The 21,825-nt window shown below is 63.0% G+C and carries 21 protein-coding genes; 8 read left to right on the top strand and 13 right to left on the bottom strand.

The genetic code is table 11. The features are described 5' to 3' along the window. Positions 1-31: 31 nt before the first annotated feature. Both E7813_RS06110 and E7813_RS06105 read right to left on the bottom strand, forming a co-directional pair. Positions 32-592, bottom strand: a complete 561-nt coding sequence (locus tag E7813_RS06110; RefSeq protein ID WP_291571883.1) for a LemA family protein — start codon at positions 590-592, stop codon at positions 32-34. Positions 593-822: 230 nt separating this feature from the next. After that, positions 823-1,800, bottom strand: coding sequence for a small ribosomal subunit Rsm22 family protein (locus tag E7813_RS06105; protein ID WP_291571881.1), 978 nt, complete (start codon positions 1,798-1,800; stop codon positions 823-825). A 759-nt stretch (positions 1,801-2,559) separates the two neighbouring features. Between E7813_RS06105 and E7813_RS06100 the strand changes: the two genes are divergently transcribed. From E7813_RS06100 to E7813_RS06090, 3 genes are all read left to right on the top strand, one after another. Further along, positions 2,560-3,303, top strand: a complete 744-nt coding sequence (locus tag E7813_RS06100) for a hypothetical protein (RefSeq protein WP_291571879.1) — start codon at positions 2,560-2,562, stop codon at positions 3,301-3,303. A gap of 160 nt (positions 3,304-3,463) precedes the next feature. Continuing rightward, the gene (locus tag E7813_RS06095) at positions 3,464-3,802 is read left to right on the top strand and encodes a hypothetical protein (protein ID WP_291571878.1); all 339 of its coding nucleotides are present in this window, start codon (positions 3,464-3,466) and stop codon (positions 3,800-3,802) included. A gap of 469 nt (positions 3,803-4,271) precedes the next feature. Further along, positions 4,272-5,507 (top strand): transposase, encoded by a 1,236-nt coding sequence (locus E7813_RS06090; protein ID WP_291571876.1) that lies wholly within the window; start codon positions 4,272-4,274, stop codon positions 5,505-5,507. A 43-nt stretch (positions 5,508-5,550) separates the two neighbouring features. Here E7813_RS06090 and smc read toward each other — a convergent pair whose 3' ends face one another. From smc to E7813_RS06060, 6 genes are all read right to left on the bottom strand, one after another. Next, the gene (smc, locus tag E7813_RS06085) at positions 5,551-9,015 is read right to left on the bottom strand and encodes a chromosome segregation protein SMC (RefSeq protein ID WP_291571874.1); all 3,465 of its coding nucleotides are present in this window, start codon (positions 9,013-9,015) and stop codon (positions 5,551-5,553) included. 214 nt (positions 9,016-9,229) lie between these two features. Next, positions 9,230-9,883: a DsbA family protein gene (locus E7813_RS06080; RefSeq protein ID WP_291571872.1), complete on the bottom strand. Its 654-nt coding sequence runs from the start codon at positions 9,881-9,883 to the stop codon at positions 9,230-9,232. 26 nt (positions 9,884-9,909) lie between these two features. Next, a complete protein-coding gene (locus E7813_RS06075) occupies positions 9,910-10,566 on the bottom strand; it encodes a DsbA family protein (RefSeq protein WP_291571870.1) in 657 nt (218 codons plus the stop codon). Positions 10,567-10,681: 115 nt separating this feature from the next. Next, positions 10,682-11,161 carry a DciA family protein gene (locus E7813_RS06070; protein ID WP_291571868.1) on the bottom strand — a complete coding sequence of 160 codons (480 nt, stop codon included), beginning with the start codon at positions 11,159-11,161 and terminating at the stop codon, positions 10,682-10,684. A gap of 37 nt (positions 11,162-11,198) precedes the next feature. Beyond that, positions 11,199-11,519, bottom strand: coding sequence for a HigA family addiction module antitoxin (locus E7813_RS06065; protein ID WP_291571865.1), 321 nt, complete (start codon positions 11,517-11,519; stop codon positions 11,199-11,201). Beyond that, on the bottom strand, positions 11,491-11,775 hold the full coding sequence (locus E7813_RS06060) for a type II toxin-antitoxin system RelE/ParE family toxin (protein ID WP_291571900.1): 285 nt from the start codon (positions 11,773-11,775) through the stop codon (positions 11,491-11,493). Before E7813_RS06060 ends, E7813_RS06065 begins: the two co-directional genes overlap by 29 nt. Positions 11,776-11,858: 83 nt before the next feature. Between E7813_RS06060 and mutY the strand changes: the two genes are divergently transcribed. After that, positions 11,859-12,974, top strand: coding sequence for an A/G-specific adenine glycosylase (gene mutY, locus E7813_RS06055; protein WP_291571863.1), 1,116 nt, complete (start codon positions 11,859-11,861; stop codon positions 12,972-12,974). Positions 12,975-12,976: 2 nt separating this feature from the next. Here mutY and E7813_RS06050 read toward each other — a convergent pair whose 3' ends face one another. Then, positions 12,977-14,266, bottom strand: a complete 1,290-nt coding sequence (locus E7813_RS06050) for a flavin-dependent oxidoreductase (RefSeq protein WP_291571861.1) — start codon at positions 14,264-14,266, stop codon at positions 12,977-12,979. Positions 14,267-14,346: 80 nt separating this feature from the next. Here E7813_RS06050 and E7813_RS06045 point away from each other — a divergent pair, with 80 nt between their 5' ends. Beyond that, positions 14,347-14,766: a RidA family protein gene (locus E7813_RS06045; protein WP_291571860.1), complete on the top strand. Its 420-nt coding sequence runs from the start codon at positions 14,347-14,349 to the stop codon at positions 14,764-14,766. A 48-nt stretch (positions 14,767-14,814) separates the two neighbouring features. Here E7813_RS06045 and E7813_RS06040 read toward each other — a convergent pair whose 3' ends face one another. Then, positions 14,815-15,501: a glutathione S-transferase N-terminal domain-containing protein gene (locus E7813_RS06040; protein ID WP_291571859.1), complete on the bottom strand. Its 687-nt coding sequence runs from the start codon at positions 15,499-15,501 to the stop codon at positions 14,815-14,817. 253 nt (positions 15,502-15,754) lie between these two features. Continuing rightward, positions 15,755-16,888, bottom strand: coding sequence for a site-specific DNA-methyltransferase (locus tag E7813_RS06035; RefSeq protein WP_291571857.1), 1,134 nt, complete (start codon positions 16,886-16,888; stop codon positions 15,755-15,757). A gap of 248 nt (positions 16,889-17,136) precedes the next feature. Between E7813_RS06035 and E7813_RS06030 the strand changes: the two genes are divergently transcribed. Together E7813_RS06030 and moaB are read left to right on the top strand one after the other, a co-directional pair. Continuing rightward, a complete protein-coding gene (locus tag E7813_RS06030; RefSeq protein WP_291571855.1) occupies positions 17,137-18,069 on the top strand; it encodes a neutral zinc metallopeptidase in 933 nt (310 codons plus the stop codon). 171 nt (positions 18,070-18,240) lie between these two features. Beyond that, the gene (gene moaB, locus E7813_RS06025) at positions 18,241-18,804 is read left to right on the top strand and encodes a molybdenum cofactor biosynthesis protein B (RefSeq protein ID WP_291571853.1); all 564 of its coding nucleotides are present in this window, start codon (positions 18,241-18,243) and stop codon (positions 18,802-18,804) included. Here the strand turns inward: moaB and E7813_RS06020 are convergent. Both E7813_RS06020 and E7813_RS06015 read right to left on the bottom strand, forming a co-directional pair. Continuing rightward, entirely contained in the window at positions 18,801-19,742 is a 942-nt protein-coding gene (locus E7813_RS06020) for a helix-turn-helix domain-containing GNAT family N-acetyltransferase (RefSeq protein WP_291571851.1), read from the bottom strand. The genes moaB and E7813_RS06020 overlap by 4 nt on opposite strands. Before the next feature lie 35 nt (positions 19,743-19,777). Then, positions 19,778-20,347, bottom strand: coding sequence for a glycosyltransferase (locus E7813_RS06015; protein ID WP_291571849.1), 570 nt, complete (start codon positions 20,345-20,347; stop codon positions 19,778-19,780). A gap of 190 nt (positions 20,348-20,537) precedes the next feature. On the opposite strand from E7813_RS06015, the gene E7813_RS06010 reads away from it, so the two are divergent. Further along, positions 20,538-21,701, top strand: coding sequence for a PA0069 family radical SAM protein (locus tag E7813_RS06010; RefSeq protein WP_291571846.1), 1,164 nt, complete (start codon positions 20,538-20,540; stop codon positions 21,699-21,701). The last annotated feature ends 124 nt before the right edge of the window (positions 21,702-21,825 follow it).

The raw sequence follows: 21,825 nt of genomic DNA, 5'->3' as shown, positions 1-21,825 counted from the left end.
GATGTGCGGCTCTGCCGGATGCTGCGATAGTTCAGAACTTGACTGTCGGCACCTGCTCGACCGTGCTGCGGTCGGCGCCGAGATCGAAGAAGTCCTTGCGGGTGAAGCCGAATATGCCGGCGAACAACGCGGCCGGCATCTGCTGGATGCCGGTATTGTATTCCTGGACCGCGTTGTTGAAGAAGCGACGGCTGGCGGCGATCTTGTTTTCGAGGTCGGACAACTCGTTGGCCAGTTGCTGGAAGTTGGCATTGGCCTTGAGGTCCGGATAGGCCTCCGACAGCGCGATCAGTCTGCCGAGCGCGCCGCTGAGCTGGCCTTCGGCGGCGGCCACCTGTCCCGGCCCTTGCGCCGACATCGCGGCATTGCGGGCCTTGACCACGTCGTCGAGCGTCCCCCGCTCATGCGCGGCGTAGCCCTTCACGGTCTCGAGCAGGTTCGGGATCAGATCGTGGCGCTGCTTGAGCTGCACGTCGATGTCGGCAAAGGCCTGACCGACGCGCTGGCTGAGCGCGATCAGGCGGTTGTAGGCCGCAAATGCGAAAAGCACGAGGACGACGAGTACGCCGATAACGATCCAGCCGGTCGACATGGCAAAGAACTCCTGATGAGACGGTGAATGCGGGCGTCCGAAGGGCGAAAACGACGCCGCGCGGCAGCCCGCCACGACGTGGGTATCCCGTTGGTCGGGCGCAAGGTGGGATTAGTTCAAGGTAATGGCCTCATCCTGAGGAGCGGCCTCTCGGGCCGCGTCTCGAAGGACAGCGTCGTGTTTGTCTCATGGTTCGAGACGGCGCAAAGCGCCTCCTCACCACGAGGAGTTTAGCTTTCCTCCATCACCGCGTCGCCCCACCGCCAGCGCCGGGCGCGGGCGTAGTCCGCCTTGGCGCGGCGGGGCACTTTTGCGATGACGAGACCATCCGGAGTACAGAGCTTTGCGGTCACGTCGACTTTGGTGACATCCGGCTGCGCCAGCACGCGAGCCGGATGCTGGGCGGCACGGGTGCGGCTGAGCGCCACATAGGCGAATTTCTCGTCCTCGAAGGCAAGCTCTGCGCCCTTGATCTGCCGGTGCGCTTGCGAGCGGGGCAGCCGTTGGGTGAAATGACACCAGTCGGGCGGCGTAAGCGGACATCTGCCGTCGTGCGGGCAGGGCGCTGCGATATGCGCGCCCGCCGCGATCAATTGTGCCCGCGCCGCGATGATCCGCGCGTAGCCTGAGGGCGTACCGGGTTCGGCGATCAGGAGCGTGTCGCGGGTTTTTGCCCACAGCAGCCCGGCGAGCACGCTCCGTTCGGCGTCATCGATCTCGCCGATCATGTAGCTTGCGACCACAAGGTCGGCCGCCGCGGCGTCGGCCAGCGCGGCGCGGGCGTCGCGAAGCGAATACTGGACACCGGCGAGGCGCGGGCTGTCGCGAAACAAATCCAGCGCCAGCGTGCGCAAGGCGCTGTTGGCATCCAGCAAGGTGAATTCCGCGAGCGATGGAAACGCTTCGGCCGCGGCCCAGGCCGCTGTTCCCGGCCCGGCGCCGACATCGAGCAGGCTGGCCGGCGCGAAGCCAGGAGTAATTTCGCGCAGCGCATTGAGGCTCGCGGTCACCGCGGCATAGGTCGCGGGCATCCGCGCCAGCGCGTAGGCCAGCGCGTCGGGTGAGGTGCGGATGGCACGCGAATTGCCGCCTTCGCGGTAGGTCTGCGAGATCAGCGCCGAGCGTTCGGCGGCATCATGGCGCGACAGGCCGTGCAACCGGGCCTCGAGAGCTGCTTTCAACGCGGCGGGAAGGTCGGGAGCGGTCATTTTCTTCTTCACCCTCCCCTGGAGGGGGAGGGTCGCCTGCGTGAGCAGGCGGGGTGGGGTGATCTCTCAACTCGGCATCGTGCGAAACGAGAGACTGTCACCCCACCCCGCCGCTCCTTGCAGTCGCGTCGACCCTCCCCCTCCAGGGGCTTTGCACAATAACCGCGCCCTGCACAAATAATCAGGCGGCTGCACAAAAACTCTAGTTCTGATTATCGGCAGACCTATCTGCCACGTCGATTGATCGGAATCTTTTTTGGGTACTTACCCGGGAAAAGGGTTTCGAGCGGATCGAGCTTCAGGTTTTTCCTAAAGGCGCGCTCTCTTGCTGTGTCTCTCGCCAATTGCTCCTGCTCGGCTGCTATACGCGCCGGCGACGGCGGATCACGCCTAGAGCGCTTCGCATCATAGGTCGCCTTTGTGAATTGCGGCTCACCCTGCGATTTTCGACCCACGGCCAAATCCCCGTCCCTGTTAACCAATCATTAACCTATGAATTCCGCTAATAGGGGAACCTGCTTTGTTTTGTGCTTTGGAAACTGCATTGTTAGTGCCAAACATCGCAGAAGGTTAATCGAGGCCGTTTTTTGGACTCGCGCGGGACTCGCGATTGACTGTGGTTCCGCTTTATGCTTAACTGGACGCAATAAAGAACCGGCGGCCCCCTTATCAAAGTTGCCGCCGGCTCCGAAAATGGTTCCATAATATCAGGGCCGTCTAAGCGCTATGGGCGCGCCCTGAACCTCGAAAGGCTTGAGAATGATAGACAATTTCGAAGGAATCGTCAAGCGGCAACTTGATTATTGGAAGTACCAGGTCGAAACTTACGGCCCCGATCATCCCCGCCATCGACATCAGAAATACGCCAAATATCAGCATTTGATTCGCGAGTTTAGCGAGTTGGCGGACTTTCTAGCCGGCCTCCGCGAGGCTCATGGTGGCGCCGCAGCGACTCCCGCGCCTTCCGAGTTCCAGACCCAAGTAGCCGCACCCCGAAGGCCGCCCGCCGTTGTAGAGCCTCCCGCGCGGCGCCCGCCGCCGGATATGGGTAATGACCTGCCCGATGACCTCGCCGGCCTGCCGCCGGAACTCCTGAAAGAACTGAGCGAAAATATCAAAGGGGAAACCGATCCCCTCATTAAGATCATTAACGCTCGCGGCGGTACTGCCACCCTCGATGAAATTCTGATCGATCTGTACCGGAAATATAACGAGATCGGTAAGCGCAATATCATCAGCAACAGATTGTATCGCCTAGCCAAGAGAGGCCATGTTTCAGCACTTTCTGGCAAGAAGGGCCTCTACACGACGGCCCAAGTCGTGGACCCCGCTCAAATAACCAACGAAACTTCACCTGAGGAAAACGACAAAGGCTCAAACGCGGAAACGTCTGAGCCTTCATCAGGTAAGTCGGAGACGACGCCGTCGTCATCCAAGTCGTCCGTAGTACGTCGGGAGTTATTCGCCAGCACAGCGATCCCGCCGTATCGCAACCCCCGTTGAAAGGAGGGTCACATGTAGCCCGCAGTTCACAGAACTGAGGACTGACAAGGAACGTATGTGTTCCTGTCAGTCCAATAACACAATCATCTGAATCCGTCTAGGCGCTATGACCTGCACGCTGAGCGTTGCCGGCACGCGCCTTCTATTGAAAGCAACTAAAATGACTGACACCATCGATTGGACTGGAAAATCTGGAGCTACGTATCGGTATTGGTTCTCCGATATCAGAGCGCCATTTAAGGACGAAGGCGGCAACTACATGTTCGTTCGCGAGGTCTCGCGCGGACAGTGGTCGCCGATCTACATCGGGCAGGCGGATAGTTTAAAAGCCCGCGTTCCCCAACACGACCGGTGGGCCGACGCTGTACGCGCCGGCGCCACTCACGCCATGTCCCATACTAATCCGGCTGGCGAACAGGAGCGGCTCGATGAAGAACGCGATCTGATCGCGTACTGGAATCCGCCGTTGAATACGCATCATCGCACGGATGTAAAGTAACGTAGGGAATCCGCGGATCACAATTGGTATCGGCGGTGGCGGGCGAGACTTGCGCGCCCGCCACCCTCGCCAAGAGCATGTTTTGGGTGAACTGCGCGAGATACTTGCGCTCTCGAAATGCCGACAACTGCAAGACGTTGTACATGCGTATACCTCCTTGAGAGAACGATCACGATTTAGGTTTGTTCCGGGCGCGCGGCGCGCGCTTTGAACCGGCCGCTGCTTCCGACTGTCGCGGCCTGTCCCAATACGGGCTTTTGCAGGAAGGGCAGACACGGGGCGGCTGATCCTTGTCGCGCGGGAGCCATTCGTGCTCGCACCGTTCGCAACGGTAACCCCAAATCTGGACCAGTTTTGCCATTCTGATTTGTATATCCCTTTTGGGAATATACGTCAAATAATAGCAAAATAGGTGTTGCTCTATGTACTGATTAGGTATATACCTAAAGGGTACATAGGGAGTTGGGTCATGCTCGATATTTTCGGCCAGCCGCGCCAGCAAAAGGGGCTAGAAATTGCTGCTACGTCTAAGATCGAGCGGAAAGGTCGGGCATGGCTTGTGCCCTCACAATCCGGCAATGGCCGTTACACGGTCGTCCCCGATCCTGCCGCGCCCCATTGCACCTGCCCCGACCATCAGGACGGCGGCCATAAGTGCAAGCATCTGTTTGCCGTCGAATACGTGTTGCGCCGCGAGGAATATTCAGACGGCACCGTGACGGTCACCCAAGCGGTTCGGAAAACCTACGTGCAGGATTGGAGGGCTTACAACGCCGCGCAGACGAACGAGAAGGACAAATTTCAAGAACTACTCCGCGACCTCTGCATCGGCATCAGCGAGCCCGCACAACCAAAGTGCGGACGTCCGCGTTTGCCAATTCAGGACGCATTGTTCGCTGCGATCTTCAAGGTCTATTCAACCGTATCGGCTCGCCGCTTCATGTCCGATCTGCGTGACGCTCAAGCAAAGGGCTATCTCAAAAAGACGCCGCACTTCAATTCGATCTTCAACTATCTGGAAAACCCTGCGCTCACGCCCATTCTGTGCGCGCTAATTACCGAAAGCAGCCTGCCTTTGAAGGCTATCGAGGTGGATTTTGCCGCCGATAGCTCTGGCTTCACCACGTCCCGCTTTCATCGCTGGTACGATCATAAATACGGAATGCGCCAGCAGCATGAATGGGTCAAAGTCCATTTAATGTGCGGCGTTTCTACTCACATCGTGACCGCCGTTGAAATTCGAGACAAAGACGCCAGCGACACTAAATTGCTCCCCGCACTCGTTGACGCGACCGCCGCGAATTTCAAGCTACGCGAAGTGTCGGCAGACAAAGGCTATGGCAGCCTGAGCAACTATGATGCCATTGCCCGTCATGGTGCGGTGCCTTACATCGCGTTCAAGAGTATCCACACGGGACGCGGCGGCGGCCTGTGGCAGAAAATGTTTCATCTCTATAGCTTCCACCGCGACGAATTTGCCGCGCACTACCACAAGCGCAGCAACGTCGAGTCCGTCTTTTCGATGATCAAGGCCAAGTTCCGCGATCACGTCCGCAGCAAGACGGACGTGGCGATGGTGAACGAGGTTCTGTGCAAAATCCTCTGCCACAACATCTGCTGCCTGATCCAAGAGTCGCACGAACTGGGGATCGATACGGCTTTTTGGGCAGAAAGTTCACCTGCACAAGAACCCGTGCTAAGCTAGGGGTTCTTGTGCAAAGCCCCCTCCAGGGGAGGGTAAGAGAAAATCAAGCCACGTTCTGGTCGAGAATCTTCACGGCGTCTTCGAGATCGACCGAAACCAGTTGCGATACGCCGCGTTCGGCCATGGTGACGCCGAACAGCCGGTTCATCCGCGCCATGGTGATCGGATTGTGGGTGATGATGATGAAGCGGGTATCGGTCGAAGCCGTCATCTCGTGCAGCAGGTTGCAGAACCGCTCGACGTTATGATCGTCGAGCGGCGCGTCGACTTCGTCCAGCACGCAGATCGGCGACGGGTTGGTGAGGAACACCGCGAAGATCAGCGCCAGCGCGGTCAGCGCCTGCTCGCCGCCTGACAACAGCGACAGCGTCTGCGGCTTCTTGCCGGGCGGCTTGGCGATGATTTCAAGCCCGGCCTCCAGCGGATCGTCGCTTTCGATCAGGTGAAGGGCGGCCTCGCCACCGCCGAACAATTCGGTGAACAGCCGCTTGAAATGGCCGTTGACGATCTCGAACGAAGTCAACAGCCGCTCGCGCGCCTCGCGGTTGAGGCTCTGGATGCCCTGGCGCAGCCGCTTGATGGCTTCCACCAGATCGTCGCGCTCGGTGGTGAGCGAGGTATGCTGGGCCTCGACGTCGCGCAATTCTTCCTCGGCGCGCAAATTGACGGCGCCAAGCCGCTCGCGGTCGCGGCGCAGCTTTTCGAGGTTTTCCTCGATCTCGTTGAGCGGCGGCAATTCCGCGCCCGGCTTGATCTCGGCGAGACCGGCGACGCCCTGCGGCTCGACTTCGAGCATGTCGCGGATTTCGCGCTCGATGTCGGCGAGGCGGCGTTTGGCGCCGTCCATGCGCTCTTCGGCGCGCGCGCAGGCCTCGCGCGCGCTCGACAAGGCCTCGAGCGAAATCTTGGCGGCGCGGTCGGTCTCGGCCATGACGTTCTCGGCCGATGCCAGCGTGTCGGCGGCAACCTGGCGGGCGCGTTCGGCGGACTCGATTTCACCGATCAGCGCGCGGCGCTTTTCCGCGAACAATGCCGGCGCATTGTCGAGTTCGGCGCGTTCGTCCTTGACCTCGGTCACGCGCGCTTCGATGGTGGCGATCTGCGAGGCGGCGCCCTGCTGGCGGTTTTGCCATTCGCTGCGCTCGGCTAGAATCGCCTGCAACCGGCGGTCGGCGAGTTCGGCTTCGCGCGCCAGTGCCTGCGCCTCGGCCCGCACCTGTGCGGCGAGGCTGCGGTGGCCGTCGATGTCGGTGCGAACCGCGGCAAGCTTCGTTTCAGTCTCAAGGCTCGGCGGCAATTCGCCGAGCGCCGAGGTAGCGCTCTGATGCGCGCCGTGGGCCTCCTGGCGGTCGGCGGCCAGGCGGGTGTGAGCTTCGGTCAGCGCCGATTTCCGCGCGGCATGGCGATTGATCTCGCGCTCGGTATTGGCATGGCGTTCGCGCGCGGCGTCGGCCTCGCGCTGCGCGGCACGCCAGGCGTCGCGCCCGGAGGTCTCGGCGGCGGACGCGGCCTTCAGTTCGGTCTCGGCGGTTTCCAGGGCCTGGCGCTTGTTGCCCGCTTCGATGCGGGCCTGCTCGAGTTCGTTCTCGATGTCCACCAGACGCGCGCGCTCGGCCAGGCGTCGCGCCGCGCCCGTGGGAGCATGGGCTGCGGCGACGAAACCGTCCCAGCGCCAGACGTCGCCTTCCAGCGACACCAGCCGCTGGCCGGTCTTCAACTGCGATACCAGCGCCGTGCCGCGATCCTTGGCAACGACGCCGATCTGGGCAAGGCGCCGCGCCAGTTCGGTTGGCGCCTCGACATGCGCCGCAAGCCGCTCTACGCCTTCGGGCAAAGCGGGATCGCCCTCGGTCACGCCGGCGTCGGTCCAGCGCATCGGTGCCGACGGGTCGACCGGCGCATCGAGATCGTCGCCCAGGGCGGCGCCCAGCGCTTTCTCGTATCCCTTGGCGACAGTGACGCCGTCGATGATCGGCGGCCACAGGTTCTTGCTCTCGCCGTTGACGAGCTTCGCAATGGTGCGCGCCTCGGTTTCCAGCCGCTGCACGCGCTTGTCGGCTTCGTTGAGCGGCGCGCGGGCGGCTTCCAGCGTCTGCCGGGCGGCGACGTGGGCGGCTTCGGCGCCCTGCGCTGCGGCTTCGCAACGCGCGAGACCTTGTTGCGCGGCCTCCATCATGCCGGCCAGCGAGGCGAGGTCGCCGAGCCCGCTGGTTTCCTGCGCCAGCTGTTGTTCTTCATTCCCGACATTGACGATGTCTTGATTGAGCCGCGCCAGCCGGTCGCGATGGGTGCGCACGTTGGCTTCAAGCTGGTGCCGCTTGGCGGTGAGGTCGGCGAGCTCGGTGGTCAGTTCCGCGAACAGGCGTTCGGCGGCGGCCAGCGTCGTTTCAGCTTCGGACACGCGCTCATCGACACCGCTGCGTTTTTCGACGCGCGATTTGATCTCTTCCTTCAACTCGCTGTCTTCGGCATCGAGCCGCTGCAGCGCCACTTCCGCATCGGAAGCCTGCTGCTGCTCGCGGGCGACGTCGGCCGAAAATTGCATCAACCGGCGGTCGAGTTCGGCGGCGCGCTCGCGGGCGCGCTCTTCCTCACGGTCGAGCGCGTCGCGCGCATTGGTCAGCCGCTGCAGCCCGGCCGCGGCGCGGACTTCGGCCTCGCGCAACGCCGGCAGTTCGGCAGCCCGCACCGCCTGGATACGGGCCGCCTCGGCCTGCTCGCGGGTGCGTTCGGCCATGTCGCGGACACTGAGGTCGTGGGTATGCCCGGCTTCCGCCACGCCGGAATTGGCCTCCAGCCAGCGCAAATGGAACAGCATGGCCTCGGCCTTGCGTACCTTGGCCGCGACTTCACGGTAGCGGATCGCCTGCCGCGCCTGCTTCTTCAAGCCGTCGATCTGTCCGGCCAGTTGCCCGATCACATCCTCGACACGGGTCAGGTTGGTTTCGGCGGCTTTGAGGCGCAATTCGGCTTCGTGGCGGCGGGCGTGAAGGCCCGCCACCCCCGCGGCATCCTCCAGCACGCGGCGGCGCTGCTCGGGTTTGGCCTGAATGATCTCGCCGATCTTGCCCTGATGGACCAGCGCCGGCGACCGCGCGCCGGTGGCGGCGTCCGCGAACAGAATCTGCACGTCGCGGGCCCGCACATCGCGGCCGTTGATGCGATAGACCGAGCCCGCCTCGCGCTCGATCCGGCGCGAGATTTCCAGCGTCTCCCGGTCGTTCATGGCCGAAGGCGCGGTGCGATCGGAATTGTCGATCGTCATCACCACCTCGGCGTGGTTGCGCGACGGGCGGTTGCCGGAGCCCGCGAAGATCACCGCGTCCATGTCGGCGGCGCGCAGCGATTTGTGCGAGGTTTCGCCCATCGCCCAGCGCAATGCCTCGACCAGATTCGATTTGCCGCAGCCGTTCGGCCCGACCACGCCGGTCAGTCCGGGCTCGATCACGAAGTCGGTGGGTTCAACGAACGACTTGAAACCGTGAAGACGAAGGCGGGTCAGTTTCATGGGCACGAGTCTCTGTTGGCAGGGCGCGAATCTCCCTGCCGGGACAATACCATAGAAGGCAATGTCGGTGTGTGGGCGAGTCGCTTTTTGCGGCTCTTATGGGCTGACAATGGCGAGGCCGAGGCCGGAGGGCAACCGCCGCCCGGGGTTTTTCCCAAGGCTTTTGCTGGGGTTATTGGATGTCGGGGTATTTGGCCCCTGTGCGGTGAAAAAATCAGCTCTTGGTCAGCGATTTGATCTTCTGGTCGAAGGCATCGAACTCCGGGGCGCCCTTGAACATCTCGCCGTTGATGAAAAAGGTCGGCGTGCCGCCAACCGCCAGTTTCTCATTGGCGTATTGCAGACCGGCATTGATCTTCTGCTTGGTCGACGGATCGCCGTCGACGCAGGCCTTGATCGCCTGCTCGCTGGATCCGGCCTGTTTGCCGATCCGATTGATGGTCGCGACCGGAGCTTCCACCAGATCCTTCTGGCCCTTGAACAACAGATCGACCAGCGCGAAATATTTCGGCGCGTCATCCTTGGCGACGCATCGCGCCATCGCGGAGGCGGCCAGCGCGATCTCGTCCAGCGGAAATTCGCGAAATACGTAACGCACCTTGCCGGTGTCGATATATTCCGACTTGATCTTCGGAAACACGTCGCTGTTGAAGTGCGCGCAATGCGGACAGGTCATCGATGCATATTCGATGATCGTCACCGGCGCGTCCGTAGGACCGAGCGCGATGTCCGGCATTCCTGCTTGCCTGGCAACGTCGGCCGCGCTTTGCGCCCTCGCGTCCGCGATCAGGCGCAGCGGCGAGAGGCCGGCCAGCGTGACAAGCCCGGTCAGCAACAGGGCGGCGGTGAAGGCGCGGCGCGTGATCATCGATTTGAGTTCCTGGCGGGGATCGGTCAGCTCTTCAACTGCGCCTTGATCCGCTTGTCGAATTCCTCGAACGAGGTTTCGCCCCGGACCATCTCGCCGTTGATGAAAAAGGTCGGCGTCGAATTGACCTTCAGCACCTCGGCGGCGAACCGCTGATCGGCGGAAACCTTGTCGAGCAACGCCTGATCCGTCAGACAGGTCTCGACCGATTGCTGGCTGAGGCCGGCCTGCTTGCCGATCCGCGTCAGGGTTTCGGTGGTGTTCTTCATCACCCAGTCGCCTTGCTGCTTGAACAGCATGTCGACGACCGCAAAATATTTCCCGGCATCGTCCTTGGCGATGCAGCGCGCCAGTATCGATCCGGCCGCGGCCTTGACGTCGAGCGGAAACTCGCGGAACACGTAACGCACCTTGCCGGTGTCGATATATTCCGACTTGAGCTTCGGAAACACGGTTGCATTGAAGGCCGCGCAATGCGGACAGGTCATCGAGGCGAATTCGGTGATGGTGACGCTCGCATCCTTGGGACCGAGCGCCATGTCCGGCAGCGATACCGGCTTGGCGACGTCGGCAGCACTTTGCGCTATCGCCTCGGTGATCAGGCGCAGCGGCGAAAATCCGACGAGAGCGGCAAGCCCGGTCAGCGACAGGGCGGCAGTGAAGGCGCGGCGCGTGATGATCAAGGTGTGCTCCTGGATTGGCGCGTTCACGCCCAAAGAACCGAAGTAGGGGTGTTCGCTAGCTTGAAACCACAATTGTGGCAATGGCGGGCCCGGGCTCCCGGACGTGACGGCAGGCTCAATTTCGCTTGATCGATGCCCCGAGCCGCGCCAGCGCGGCCCGCAGTTCCTCGTCCTCGACCGAGGAGAGGGTTTCGGCGACTTTCGCCACCGACGCCGCATCCGGTGCGCGGGAGGCTTTGGGCCGATCCCGGCGCGACAGCGGCGCCTGCCGCAGCGCCAGCCGCCCGACCGCGCTCCAGCCGAAAAAGCGATTCACCCGTTCCAGGATGACGTCGGATTCGTGCTGGATCTCCAGCGCCATCGGACCCTCCACCCGCAGCACCAGCGTGGCCGGTTCCTGCGGCTGTCCCTCCACCGGCCGCGGCCACTGGATCTTCAGCGGCTCGGAATGTTCAGCTACTTTTGTTCCGGCGATTTCCGCCCAGCGCGTCACCAATTCGCGCGCGGCGAATCCCTGTTTGGCATAGGCGTCGGAAAACACGTCGCTGAGCAGGACGGAAAGCGGCTTGGCGCTGATGGGCCCGGGCTTGGACATGGTTCCTTATATCAATGCAGTTCGGCGAGCAGTGAGATCACGCCGCGCGTGGGCGAATGGTTTTCAGGTCACGGTCGATTTCGCGCCGCCGCTGCATCAGATCGTAATCCGTCTGCAGGCCGAGAAAGAACCCTTCCGACAGGCCGAAATAACGCGCGAGCCGAAGATCAGTGTCGGCCGTGACATCTCGCTTGCCCAGTACAATCTCGTTGACGCGGCGCGGCGCGACATGGACTGCGCGGGCCAGCGCGTTCTGGCTGAGCCCCATCGGTTTGAGGAACTCTTCAAGCAGGATTTCGCCGGGATGCGGATTCAGAAGCACCCCGCTCCTAGTCGTGATAGTCGACGATTTCGACATGCATCGGTCCTCCATCATCCCATACAAAACAAATGCGCCATTGGTCGTTGATTCGGATCGAGTGTTGCCCTTGCCGATCGGCCCTCAACGCCTCAAGCCGATTGCCGGGTGGCACGCGAAGATCGCCGAGTACCCGGGCTTGATTCAAAAGTCGGAGCTTTCTTAAAGCGACGTTTTGGATGTCTGCCGGCAATTTACGGCTCCGGCGTCCGGACCAAATCAATTCCGTCTCGGAATCAGCAAAGCCCTGAATCATGGTCAACTATAACGCGGCGCGTTATAGCGCGCAACCCGGTGGCTGTCTCTGGTCACGTTGAATTTCGCATTTTAAGATGCGGTGTGTCCTCATCATCAGCCATCGGCAGACGAAAGCGACCTGAAATTGCAAGCGCCCGCCCGGCGCTGCTGCTCGCCTGGTACGACCGGCATCGCCGCAAGTTGCCGTGGCGGCCGCTGTCGGGTGAGCGCGCCGATCCCTACCGGGTCTGGCTGTCGGAAATCATGCTGCAGCAGACCGGCGTCAAGACGGTGGGGCCGTATTTCGAGAAATTCGTTGCGCGATGGCCTGATGTCGACGCGCTCGGCCGCGCCTCGCTCGACGACGTGCTGCGGATGTGGGCCGGGCTCGGCTATTACTCGCGGGCGCGCAACCTGCACGCCTGCGCGGTCGCGGTGCGGCGCGACCATGGCGGTGCGTTTCCGGACACCGAGCAAGGCCTGCGCACGCTGCCGGGAATTGGGCGTTACACCGCGGCCGCGATCGCCGCGATAGCATTCGGCCGCCGCACCATGCCGGTAGACGGCAATATCGAGCGGGTGGTATCGCGGCTGTTCGCCGTCGAGGAGCCGCTGCCGCAGGCCAAGCCGCTGATACAACAGTTCGCGTCGACGCTGCTCGGCGCCTCACGCGCGGGCGACGTGGAGTCACGCGCCGGCGATAGCGCGCAGGCGTTGATGGATCTCGGCTCCTCGATCTGCACGCCCAAAAAGCCGGCTTGCGTGCTGTGTCCGCTGAACGAGGATTGTCTGGCCCGCGCGCGTGGCGATCAGGAGACGTTTCCGCGCAAGCTGGCGAAGAAAACCGGAGCGCTGCGTCGAGGCGCTGCGTTCGTCGTGACCCGCGGCGAGGAACTTTTGGTCCGCACCCGGTCAGAAAAAGGCCTGCTCGGCGGCATGACCGAAGTGCCGGGGTCGGATTGGCGCACAGCACTGCACGACAAGGCCGCGCTGAAGCAGGCGCCCGCGCTAAAAGGCGTTACGCGCTGGCATCGCAAGACGGGCGTCGTCACCCATGTCTTCACCCATTTTCCGCTCGAACTCGTAGTTTATACCGCCAGCATCGCCGCGCGCACCCGCGCGCCGGAGGGCATGCGCTGGGTGCCGATTGCGACGCTCGGCGGTGAAGCGCTGCCGAACCTGATGCGCAAGGTGATCGCGCATGGACTAGGGAAATAAAGTCAGCCCGCGCTGGAAAGCCGGCCCGGAGCCGGGACTTTCACGATCGGCGGCTTGGCGTTGAGGCCTTCGACCTGAAAGCCGGCGACGCGCTTGTAGTTGGTGGTGATGTCTTGCATTTCGGCGAGCGACAGCACGTCGGTGACGACATTGAATCCCTCCGGCGCGCGTTCCTCAACCAGTTGCATCACTTGTTCCGGTCCGTTGCGGCGGTTGAGCATTACAAGATCGGTGGTGGCGGGGCGACGCTCCGCCTCATAGGCGACCAGCGCCTCGTGGGTCGGACCGCGCGCCAGGATCTCGCGGGTGATGACGCGGGCGTCGAGGATCGCCTGCGACGCGCCGTTGGAGCCGATCGGATACATCGGATGCGCGGCGTCGCCCATCAGCGTGGTCAGCCCGAAGGTCCATTGCGGAATCGGATCGCGATCGACCAGCGGATATTCGTAGGCCCGCGGGCAGTTGCGGATCAGGCCGGGCACGTCGAGCCAGTCGAACTTCCAGTCCGCGAACCACGGCAGGAATTCTTCCGTGAGGGCGGTGCGGTTGTAATCCTCCCGCCGCCTCTGGTAGGTCGGCGGCATATGCCGCTCGGCGACCCAGTTGATCTGGAACTTGCCGTCCGCATCGGCCGCGTTGGAAATCGGATAGCAGACGAATTTCAAGATCTCGTGGCCGGCCATGATCATGGTGCGGCCGGACAGGAACGCGTCCGACAGGGTGATGCCGCGCCACAGGATGCGGCCGTTCCAGATCGGTGGGCCTTCCTGCGGATAGAGTTTCTCGCGGACCGCGGAGTGGATGCCGTCGGCCGCGATCAGCAGCGCGCCGTCATGGCTGCCGGCCGGTTTGCCGGTGGCCCGGTCGATGAAATCGGCGCGGACGCCGCCTGAAGTTTCCGACCAGCCGCTGAGATGATGACTGGTGAGAATATTCTCCGCTCCCAGCCGCTCGGTCGCGGCGTCGAGCAGGATCTGCTGCAGCGTGCCGCGATGGATCGAGAACTGCGGCCATTTGTAGCCGGCCTCGGTGCCGCGCGGCTCGCTCCAGATCGGCTTGCCGTGCTTGGAAAAATACGCAAGTTCCCTGGTCCGCACGCCCGCGGCTTCGAGCCGGTCGAGCAGGCCGAGTTCGATCAATTCGCGCACGGCGTGCGGCAGAACGTTGATGCCGACGCCGAGCGGCTTCAACTCCGGCACGCTCTCGAACACTCTGGCGGCGACGCCGATCTGATGCAAGCTGAGCGCCAGCGTCAGCCCGCCAATGCCGCCGCCGGCGATGAGAACCGTCATGATGTTACCCCCGGAATTCGCCGAGGGTCATGACATGGCGAGGAATTCCCGGCAAGCTCAGGACCGAACGGAGAAGCATTATGTCGAAGCCATCGAGAGAATCCATCAGCCCCAAAACCCTGATTGCTCCGGGCCCGGCCGGCTATTCGCACATCGCCAAGGTCAATAGCGGAACGATCGTCTATCTTTCCGGCCAGGTCCCGAGCGATGCGTCCGGCAAACTGATCGGCGAGGGCGATTTCGAGGCGCAGGTCGAACAGGTCTTCGCCAATCTCAAACTTGCGGTCGAAGCCGCCGGCGGCACCATGGCGGATATCGTCAAGCTGAACTATTACGTCGTCCCCGAGCTGGATCAGGCCAGCGTGCCGAAGCTGCGGCCGATTCGCGATCGCTATATCAATGTCGAGAAGCCGCCGGCGAGTACGTTTGTTGTGGTCAGCCGCCTGATGCGGCCGGGCTGGCTGATCGAGATCGAGGCCGTCGCGGCGATTGACGGCTGAAACGAAAACGGCGCCCGCGAGGGGCGCCGTTTTGCCATTCCGGCCTGGTCAGGCCGCCTTGGTCTTGAGATGGCGGAACATGATGTTGCGCGCCTCGTCGTCCATTTCGGCCTTGAACACGAACTTGTCTTTCAGCGCGACCGCGCGTGCCGCGGCCGGCCTTTCCGAGATTTCATCGACCAGCCGTTTCACATTGGTGAATTTTGCGAACGCTTCTTCGCCGAGCACGAACGGCGCCAGCCGCGCCCAGCCCCACAACGCCATGTCGACGATGGTGTAGGTGTCGCCGACCATATAACGGCGGTTGGCGAGATGATCGTTGAGAATGGTGTAGTGACGCTCGGCTTCGAACTGGTAGCGGTTGCGCGCATATTCCAGCTCCTTCGGCGCGAAGTGCTTGAAATGCACCGCCTGGCCTGAATAGGGGCCAACGCCGCTGGCGATGAACATCAGCCAGGACAACAGCTGGGCGCGGTTGGCCGGCGTATTCGGCGGCAGGAACTTGCCGGTCTTCTCGGCGAGGTAGAGCAGGATCGCGTTGCTGTCGAACACGAACACGCCGTTATCGTCGATCGCCGGCACCTTGCCGTTCGGGTTCACTTTAAGGAATTCCGGCTTGAACTGATCGCCTTTGCGGGTGTCGACCGGCACCAGCTCATAAGCCAGCCCGGACTCTTCCAGGAAAAGCGCGACCTTGTTGGGGTTCGGCGCGCCGTTGAAATAAAATTTGAGCATCAAATTCTCCCTTGCTGTTTTGTTGCCGAGAAAAATCGGGACGCGGCGACAATGCCGCGGACGGCATTCCTATGCGCAAATTTCTGGGGGATACGCAACCGACGAATTCGTGAGGCTGCGTCATTCCGGGGCGCGACGAAGTCGAGAGCCCGGAATCCATAACCCCGATCGAATATGGTTTCCCCGATGTGCAATTGCACATCTGAGGCCTGCGCTACGCGCATCTCGGAATGACGGGCAAAATGTGTTGTATTCAGCCCGCCGCCATCTCGGAGCGGATTTCGGCGCGCAGCTCGTCGATCAGCCGCAGGCCCTTCTTGGTCTCGATGTGCCAGAAGGTCCAGCCGTTGCAGGCGCCGGAGCCCTGCGCCACCGCGCCGATGCGGTGGATCGAGCCGACCTTGTCGCCGAGCATGATGGCGCCGTCGGCGCGAACCAGCGCGCCGTGGCGCTTCTTGGAATCGACCAGTTTCGTGCCGGGCGAAATCATGCCGCGCTCGATCAATTCGGAAAACGCCACTCGCGGCGCGTCGCGTGCGGTCATGAACGGCGCCAATGTCGCCTCCGGCAGCGGCTCGATGGCGGCGATGCGGGCTTGCGCGGCCGTCGCATAGGTCTGGTCGCGCTCGAAGCCGATATAGCGACGGCCGAGCCGCTTGGCGACGGCGCCGGTGGTGCCGGTGCCGTTGAACGGATCGATCACGAGATCGCCGGGCTTCGACGACGACAGCAGCACCCGCGCCAGCAGGCCTTCGGGTTTCTGGGTCGGATGGACCTTCTTGCCGTCGGCGCCCTTGAGGCGTTCGTCGCCGGTGCAGAGCGGAATCAGCCAGTCCGAGCGCGCCTGCACGTCCTCATTGGCGGCCTTCAGCGCTTCGTAGTTGAAGGTGTAACCCTTGGCTTTCTCGTCGCGCGCCGCCCAGATCATGGTCTCGTGGGCGTTAGTGAAGCGGCGGCCGCGGAAATTCGGCATCGGATTGGTCTTGCGCCACACGATGTCGTTGAGAACCCAGAAGCCGAGGTCCTGCATGATCGAGCCGACGCGGAAAATGTTGTGGTAGGAGCCGATCACCCACAGCGTTGCCGACGGTTTCATGACGCGGCGGCAGGCCAGGAGCCAGGCGCGGGTGAAATCGTCGTAGGCGGTGAAGGATGAAAACTTGTCCCAGTCGTTGTTGACGGCGTCGACGTGGGATTCGTCGGGACGCTTGAGGTCGCCCTTGAGCTGCAGGTTGTAGGGCGGATCTGCAAACACCAGATCGACCGAACCGGCCGGCAATTTCGACATCTCGGCGACGCAGTCGCCGACCACGATACGCGTACTCGGATGGGACTCAAATTGAGTGCGGGGCGCCTTTGCAGACGCCCCGCGACGCGACACAACCATGACTCAAATACTCTGACTCAGGCGACGCAGTCGGCGACGCGGGACCAAACAACCGACTGGCGATACATTGACGAGGCAAAGTAAAAATCGACTTAACCGGGCAATTCTTTCACGCTAGGCAATTTTTGCCGGGCGGGTTATTGATTAATGGAATGAGAATTTTAGCTTGTCGCCGAGACCGGGCGCCGGCAGCGTCCGTCGCGGTGGGTTTGCAGGCCGCGGCAGGTCGAAAATGAGGAAAAAGCGCCATGCGTTACGATGACTTCCGCCGCAGCGACGATATCGACGACCGTCGCGATGACGGTGGCGGCGGCGGCGGCGGGGGCGGCATCGGCCTTCCGATCGGCGGCGGTGGCGGGCTCGGCATCGGCACCATCATCGTGCTTGGCCTCGTCGGTTACGCGCTCGGCATCGATCCGCGCGTCCTGATCGGCGGCGCGGAAATTCTCACCGGTGGCCGTCAGGCGCCGACCTATCAATCCGATCGCACGTCAACGCCGGCCAAGTCGGGCGTGCCAACCGACGAGATGGGCAACATGATCGCGGGCATTCTCGGCGAGATCGACGATCGCTGGAGCGAAATCTTCCAGGCCAGCGGACAGCCCTACAAGGGACCGCGCATCGTGCTGTTCCGCAACGTCACCAATGGCGGGCGCTGCGGCATGGCGCAGTCGGCGATGGGACCGTTCTACTGCCCGCCGGACCGGCAGATTTTCCTCGACACCGGATTTTTCCGCGAGATCGAGACCCGGTTCCACGGGTGTTCGGGCAACGCCTGCAAGTTCACCGCGGCCTATATCATCGCCCATGAAGCCGGCCATCACATCCAGAACTTGCTCGGTATTCTCCCGAAGGTGACGGCGAAGCAGCAGGAGGTCAGCAAGGTCGATGCCAATGCCTTGCAGGTGAGGGTCGAGTTGCAGGCGGATTGCCTGTCCGGCGTCTGGGTCAACCGCGAGGAGAAGAAGCGCCCGGGCTTCCTTGAAGCGGGCGACATCGATGCTGCGCTGACCACGGCCTCCGCGATCGGCGACGATACCCTGCAGCGGCAAGCGACGGGGCGGGTGGTGCCGGACTCTTTCACCCACGGCTCCGCCGCGCAACGCAAGCAATGGTTCATGACCGGCTACCAGCAGGGCACGGTGCAGGCCTGCAATACCTTCGCCGGCGGAGCGCCGTGACGATCTGTCGTCATCCCCGCGCGAGCACGACTGCGCTCGTCGCTGGAGGTGCGAGCCTCTTCGGCGAGCCTCGAAGGATGACAAGCAAGGTGCCTGCGGTCCATCCTTCGAGGCGCGCAAGTGCGCGCACCTCCGGGTGACGTAGTGAACGCGGCGAAGAGGTTCAAATTGATGTCCGCAATCGACGAGTCCCGAACATTCGTGCCGCTCAACATCGCGGTGCTGACGATTTCCGATACCCGCTCGCTGGCGGACGACAAGTCGGGAACGACCTTGGCGGACCGGCTCACCGCCGCCGGTCACAAGCTCGCGGCGCGCGAGATCGTGCTCGACGATGTCGAGGCGATCCGCGCCGTCGTTAAAAGATGGATCGCCGATCCGGGCGTCGATGCCATCATCACGTCAGGCGGCACCGGCTTCACGGGGCGCGACGTGACGCCGGAGGCGGTCGAGCCGTTGTTCGAAAAGCGGATGGATGGCTTCTCCATCGCATTCCATATGCTCAGCCACGCCAAGATCGGAACCTCGACGATCCAGAGCCGCGCCACTGCCGGCGTCGCCGGCGCCACCTTTATCTTCTGCCTGCCGGGCTCGCCGGGCGCCTGCCGTGACGGCTGGGATGGCATTCTTGCCGCCCAGCTCGATTACCGGACGCGGCCGTGCAATTTCGTCGAGATCATGCCGCGGCTCGACGAGCATTTGCGGCGCCCGAAGGCCAAGGGAACATCTGCCTAAAGCTTCAGCTCCCAGGTCTCGCCAACGAGGTCGACGCCGAAGCTGTGATGCTTCTCTTCCTTGACCCGGGAGAATCCGGCGCGCTGGTAGATACCGCGCGCGGCGACGAGGATGCTCTGGGTCCACAGCGTCATCGAGGTGTAGCCGGCTTCGCGCGCGAAACGGATGCACTGCTCGGTCAGTGCGCGTCCCACTCCGAGCCCGCGCGCTTTTTTCTCCACCAGCAGCAACCGTAATTTCGCGACGTTGTCGGACGCCTTGACCAGGAAGATCGAACCCACCGGCTCGCCGCCGATCTCGGCGATCCAACAATGCTCGCGCGCGGGATCGTACGATTTGATGAACTGTGCGGCGATCTCGGCGGCGAGCGCCTCGAAGCTGATGTCCCAGCCATATTCCTGCGCATACACCGCGCCGTGCCGCGAAACGATCCAGCCGATGTCCCCGGGGCGATGGCTTCGCAACAGGAAGCCGGCGGGCTGCCGCGCCGGAGGCTCCAGCGTATGCTCGATGGTGGTCATGGCGTTGACGACGGCTGCGCGCTCCGCAGCCTCCAGCCCGCCCAGCAACGCGGCAACCGCGCTGCGCGACCGGCCATCGAGGTCAGCAAAGGCGGCGCGGCCTTTCGCGGTCAATGCAAGCTCGGTGACGCGGCGGTCGGTCTTCGACGGCTTTCGGGCGACGATCTGGCGCTGCTGCATCGCCTGCAAGGTCCGGCTGAGGAACCCGGCATCGAGACCGAGCGCGCGGACGAGGTCGGTCGCGGTGCAGTTCTTTCGATTGGCGATTTCGTAGATGATCCGCGCTTGCTGCAGCGTCCATGGGCTGTCCAGCAGCCTGGGCTCGATGATGCCCAGTTTGCGGGTATAGAAACGGCTGAAGCCGCGAACCGCGGCGACCTGGCTTTCCAGTTTGGAATCCGGAGTCTTTGATTTCATCAAGGGATTATTTGACAAAATCAAGTATTTTGCAACTAGGCCACCACGATCCGGCTCCGCAGCAGCGTGCGGGACGAGCGGCCGAGCTGCCGCAGCAGCCGGGCTTCCGAGCGGGGCGCGTCCGGCGCGTAGCCGCCGAGCCGGTCGTAATGATCCCGTGCGATCACCAGGCCCTGGTCCGCCGACGGCCCGGCAATCATCCGTGCGACAAATTTGAAACCGTCGCCCAGCCGGGTTTCGGCATAGGGCGAGCGGGCGTAGCGGAAGATGCCGGCGCGAGGTTTGCCGCTGCTTGAGACCCGTTCGATGAATTGCGCGGTCTCCTCGATCCAGCCGGAATCCAGCACCGCGCCGGCATGCAGGAACATCAGCCAGGGCGAGCGGGCCTGCCGGGCGCCGGCCGCCAGTGCCGCCGCATGCGATCCCCTGAACGGCAGGAAACGGCAACCGGCGACGTCGGCGACCCGCTCGATCACGCCGGTGCCGGCACGGTCGACCAGCAGCACCTCGCGCACCACGCCGGCGGCGGCGCCGGGCACCAGTGCCGCCAGCGTCGCGACGGTCGGCTGTTCGACGCCCTCGGTGGGGATAATGACGCTCAGCATCGGCGCTCTTCGGTGTCCCAGGCGGAAAAACGCCGCACTGTTATCACCTTGTCACACTCAAAGCAGCCTTCCGGCTGCAGCTTTTTTGCGGCAACCGACCGGCCGCCCGCCATCCCCGATAGGAGAATTTCTACTGGGATAGGCCCGCCCATGTTCTTGATTTGTTCTCATAGCGTGTTATGTTCTGGCCATGAGTCGAGCATCCTCTCATGCCCTCAAGCACCCGCCGGTCACGGCGCCCTCCGAACCGGCGGGTGCGCTTTCTCCTTTCCCGGAACTGGCGATTGCGATCGAGCGCGACCGCCGGCGCGGCCGCGGCGCGCAATCCAACGCCAGCGGCCGGTTTGAGGCCGAAGCGCGGGTCGCGTTCGACGACGGTTGGCAGAGCCTGGATGAATTGCCCCCCTTCAAGACCGTTGTCGCGGTGGATACCGCGCGCAAGGTCATCACCCGCAACGATTCTCCGGATATCGGCTTCGACCGTTCGATCAACCCGTACCGGGGCTGCGAGCATGGCTGCGTCTACTGCTTTGCGCGGCCGACCCATGCTTTTCTCGGCCTGTCGCCGGGGCTCGACTTCGAATCAAAACTGTTCGCCAAGCCGGATGCGCCGCAATTGCTGGAAAAGGAGCTGGCGGCGCAGGATTACGAACCGCGCATGATCGCGATCGGCACCAACACCGATCCCTATCAGCCGATCGAGCGCGAGCGGAAGATCATGCGCGGCATTCTCGAAGTGCTGGAACGGGCCGGCCATCCCGTCGGCATCGTCACCAAGTCGGCGCTGGTAACCCGCGACATCGACATTCTGTCCCGGATGGCGAAACGCAACCTCGCCAAGGTGGCGCTGTCGGTGACGACGCTCGATCCGAAACTGGCGCGAACCATGGAGCCGCGGGCCTCGACGCCATCGAGGCGGCTGGAAGCGTTGCGGCAATTGTCGCAAGCCGGCATTCCGACCACGGTGATGGTGGCGCCGGTGATCCCGGCGCTGAACGATTCCGAGATCGAGCGCATTCTCGATGCCGCGGCGCATGCCGGCGTCAAGGAAGCAAGCTACGTGCTGCTGCGGCTGCCACTCGAAGTGCGCGACCTGTTCCGCGAGTGGCTGATGGCGAATTATCCCGATCGCTACCGGCACGTCTTCACCCTGATCCGCGACATGCGCGGCGGCCGCGATTACGATTCGCAGTGGGGCACGCGGATGAAGGGCACCGGGCCGATGGCCTGGATGATCGGACGCCGGTTCGAGATCGCCTGCGAGAAACTCGGGCTCAACAAGCGGCGCTCGAAATTGACCACCGATCATTTCGCGCGGCCGAGACGCAGCGGACAGCAGCTGAGTTTGTTTTAGAAACCTGCCCGGCAATAGTTGATGGGTGGCCGCCACAAAACTGTCATCGCCCGGCATAGCCGTCCGAAGGACGGCATCGCTTCCGCTCGCCTATGACCGGGCGACAGTAACCAGGGTCTGAATA

The organism is Bradyrhizobium sp. (genome assembly GCF_004799405.1).
In the GTDB taxonomy this organism is placed as follows: domain Bacteria; phylum Pseudomonadota; class Alphaproteobacteria; order Rhizobiales; family Xanthobacteraceae; genus Bradyrhizobium.
The sequence above is the reverse complement of the archived record's forward strand: the minus strand, read 5'-3'. Positions and strand labels throughout refer to the sequence as shown.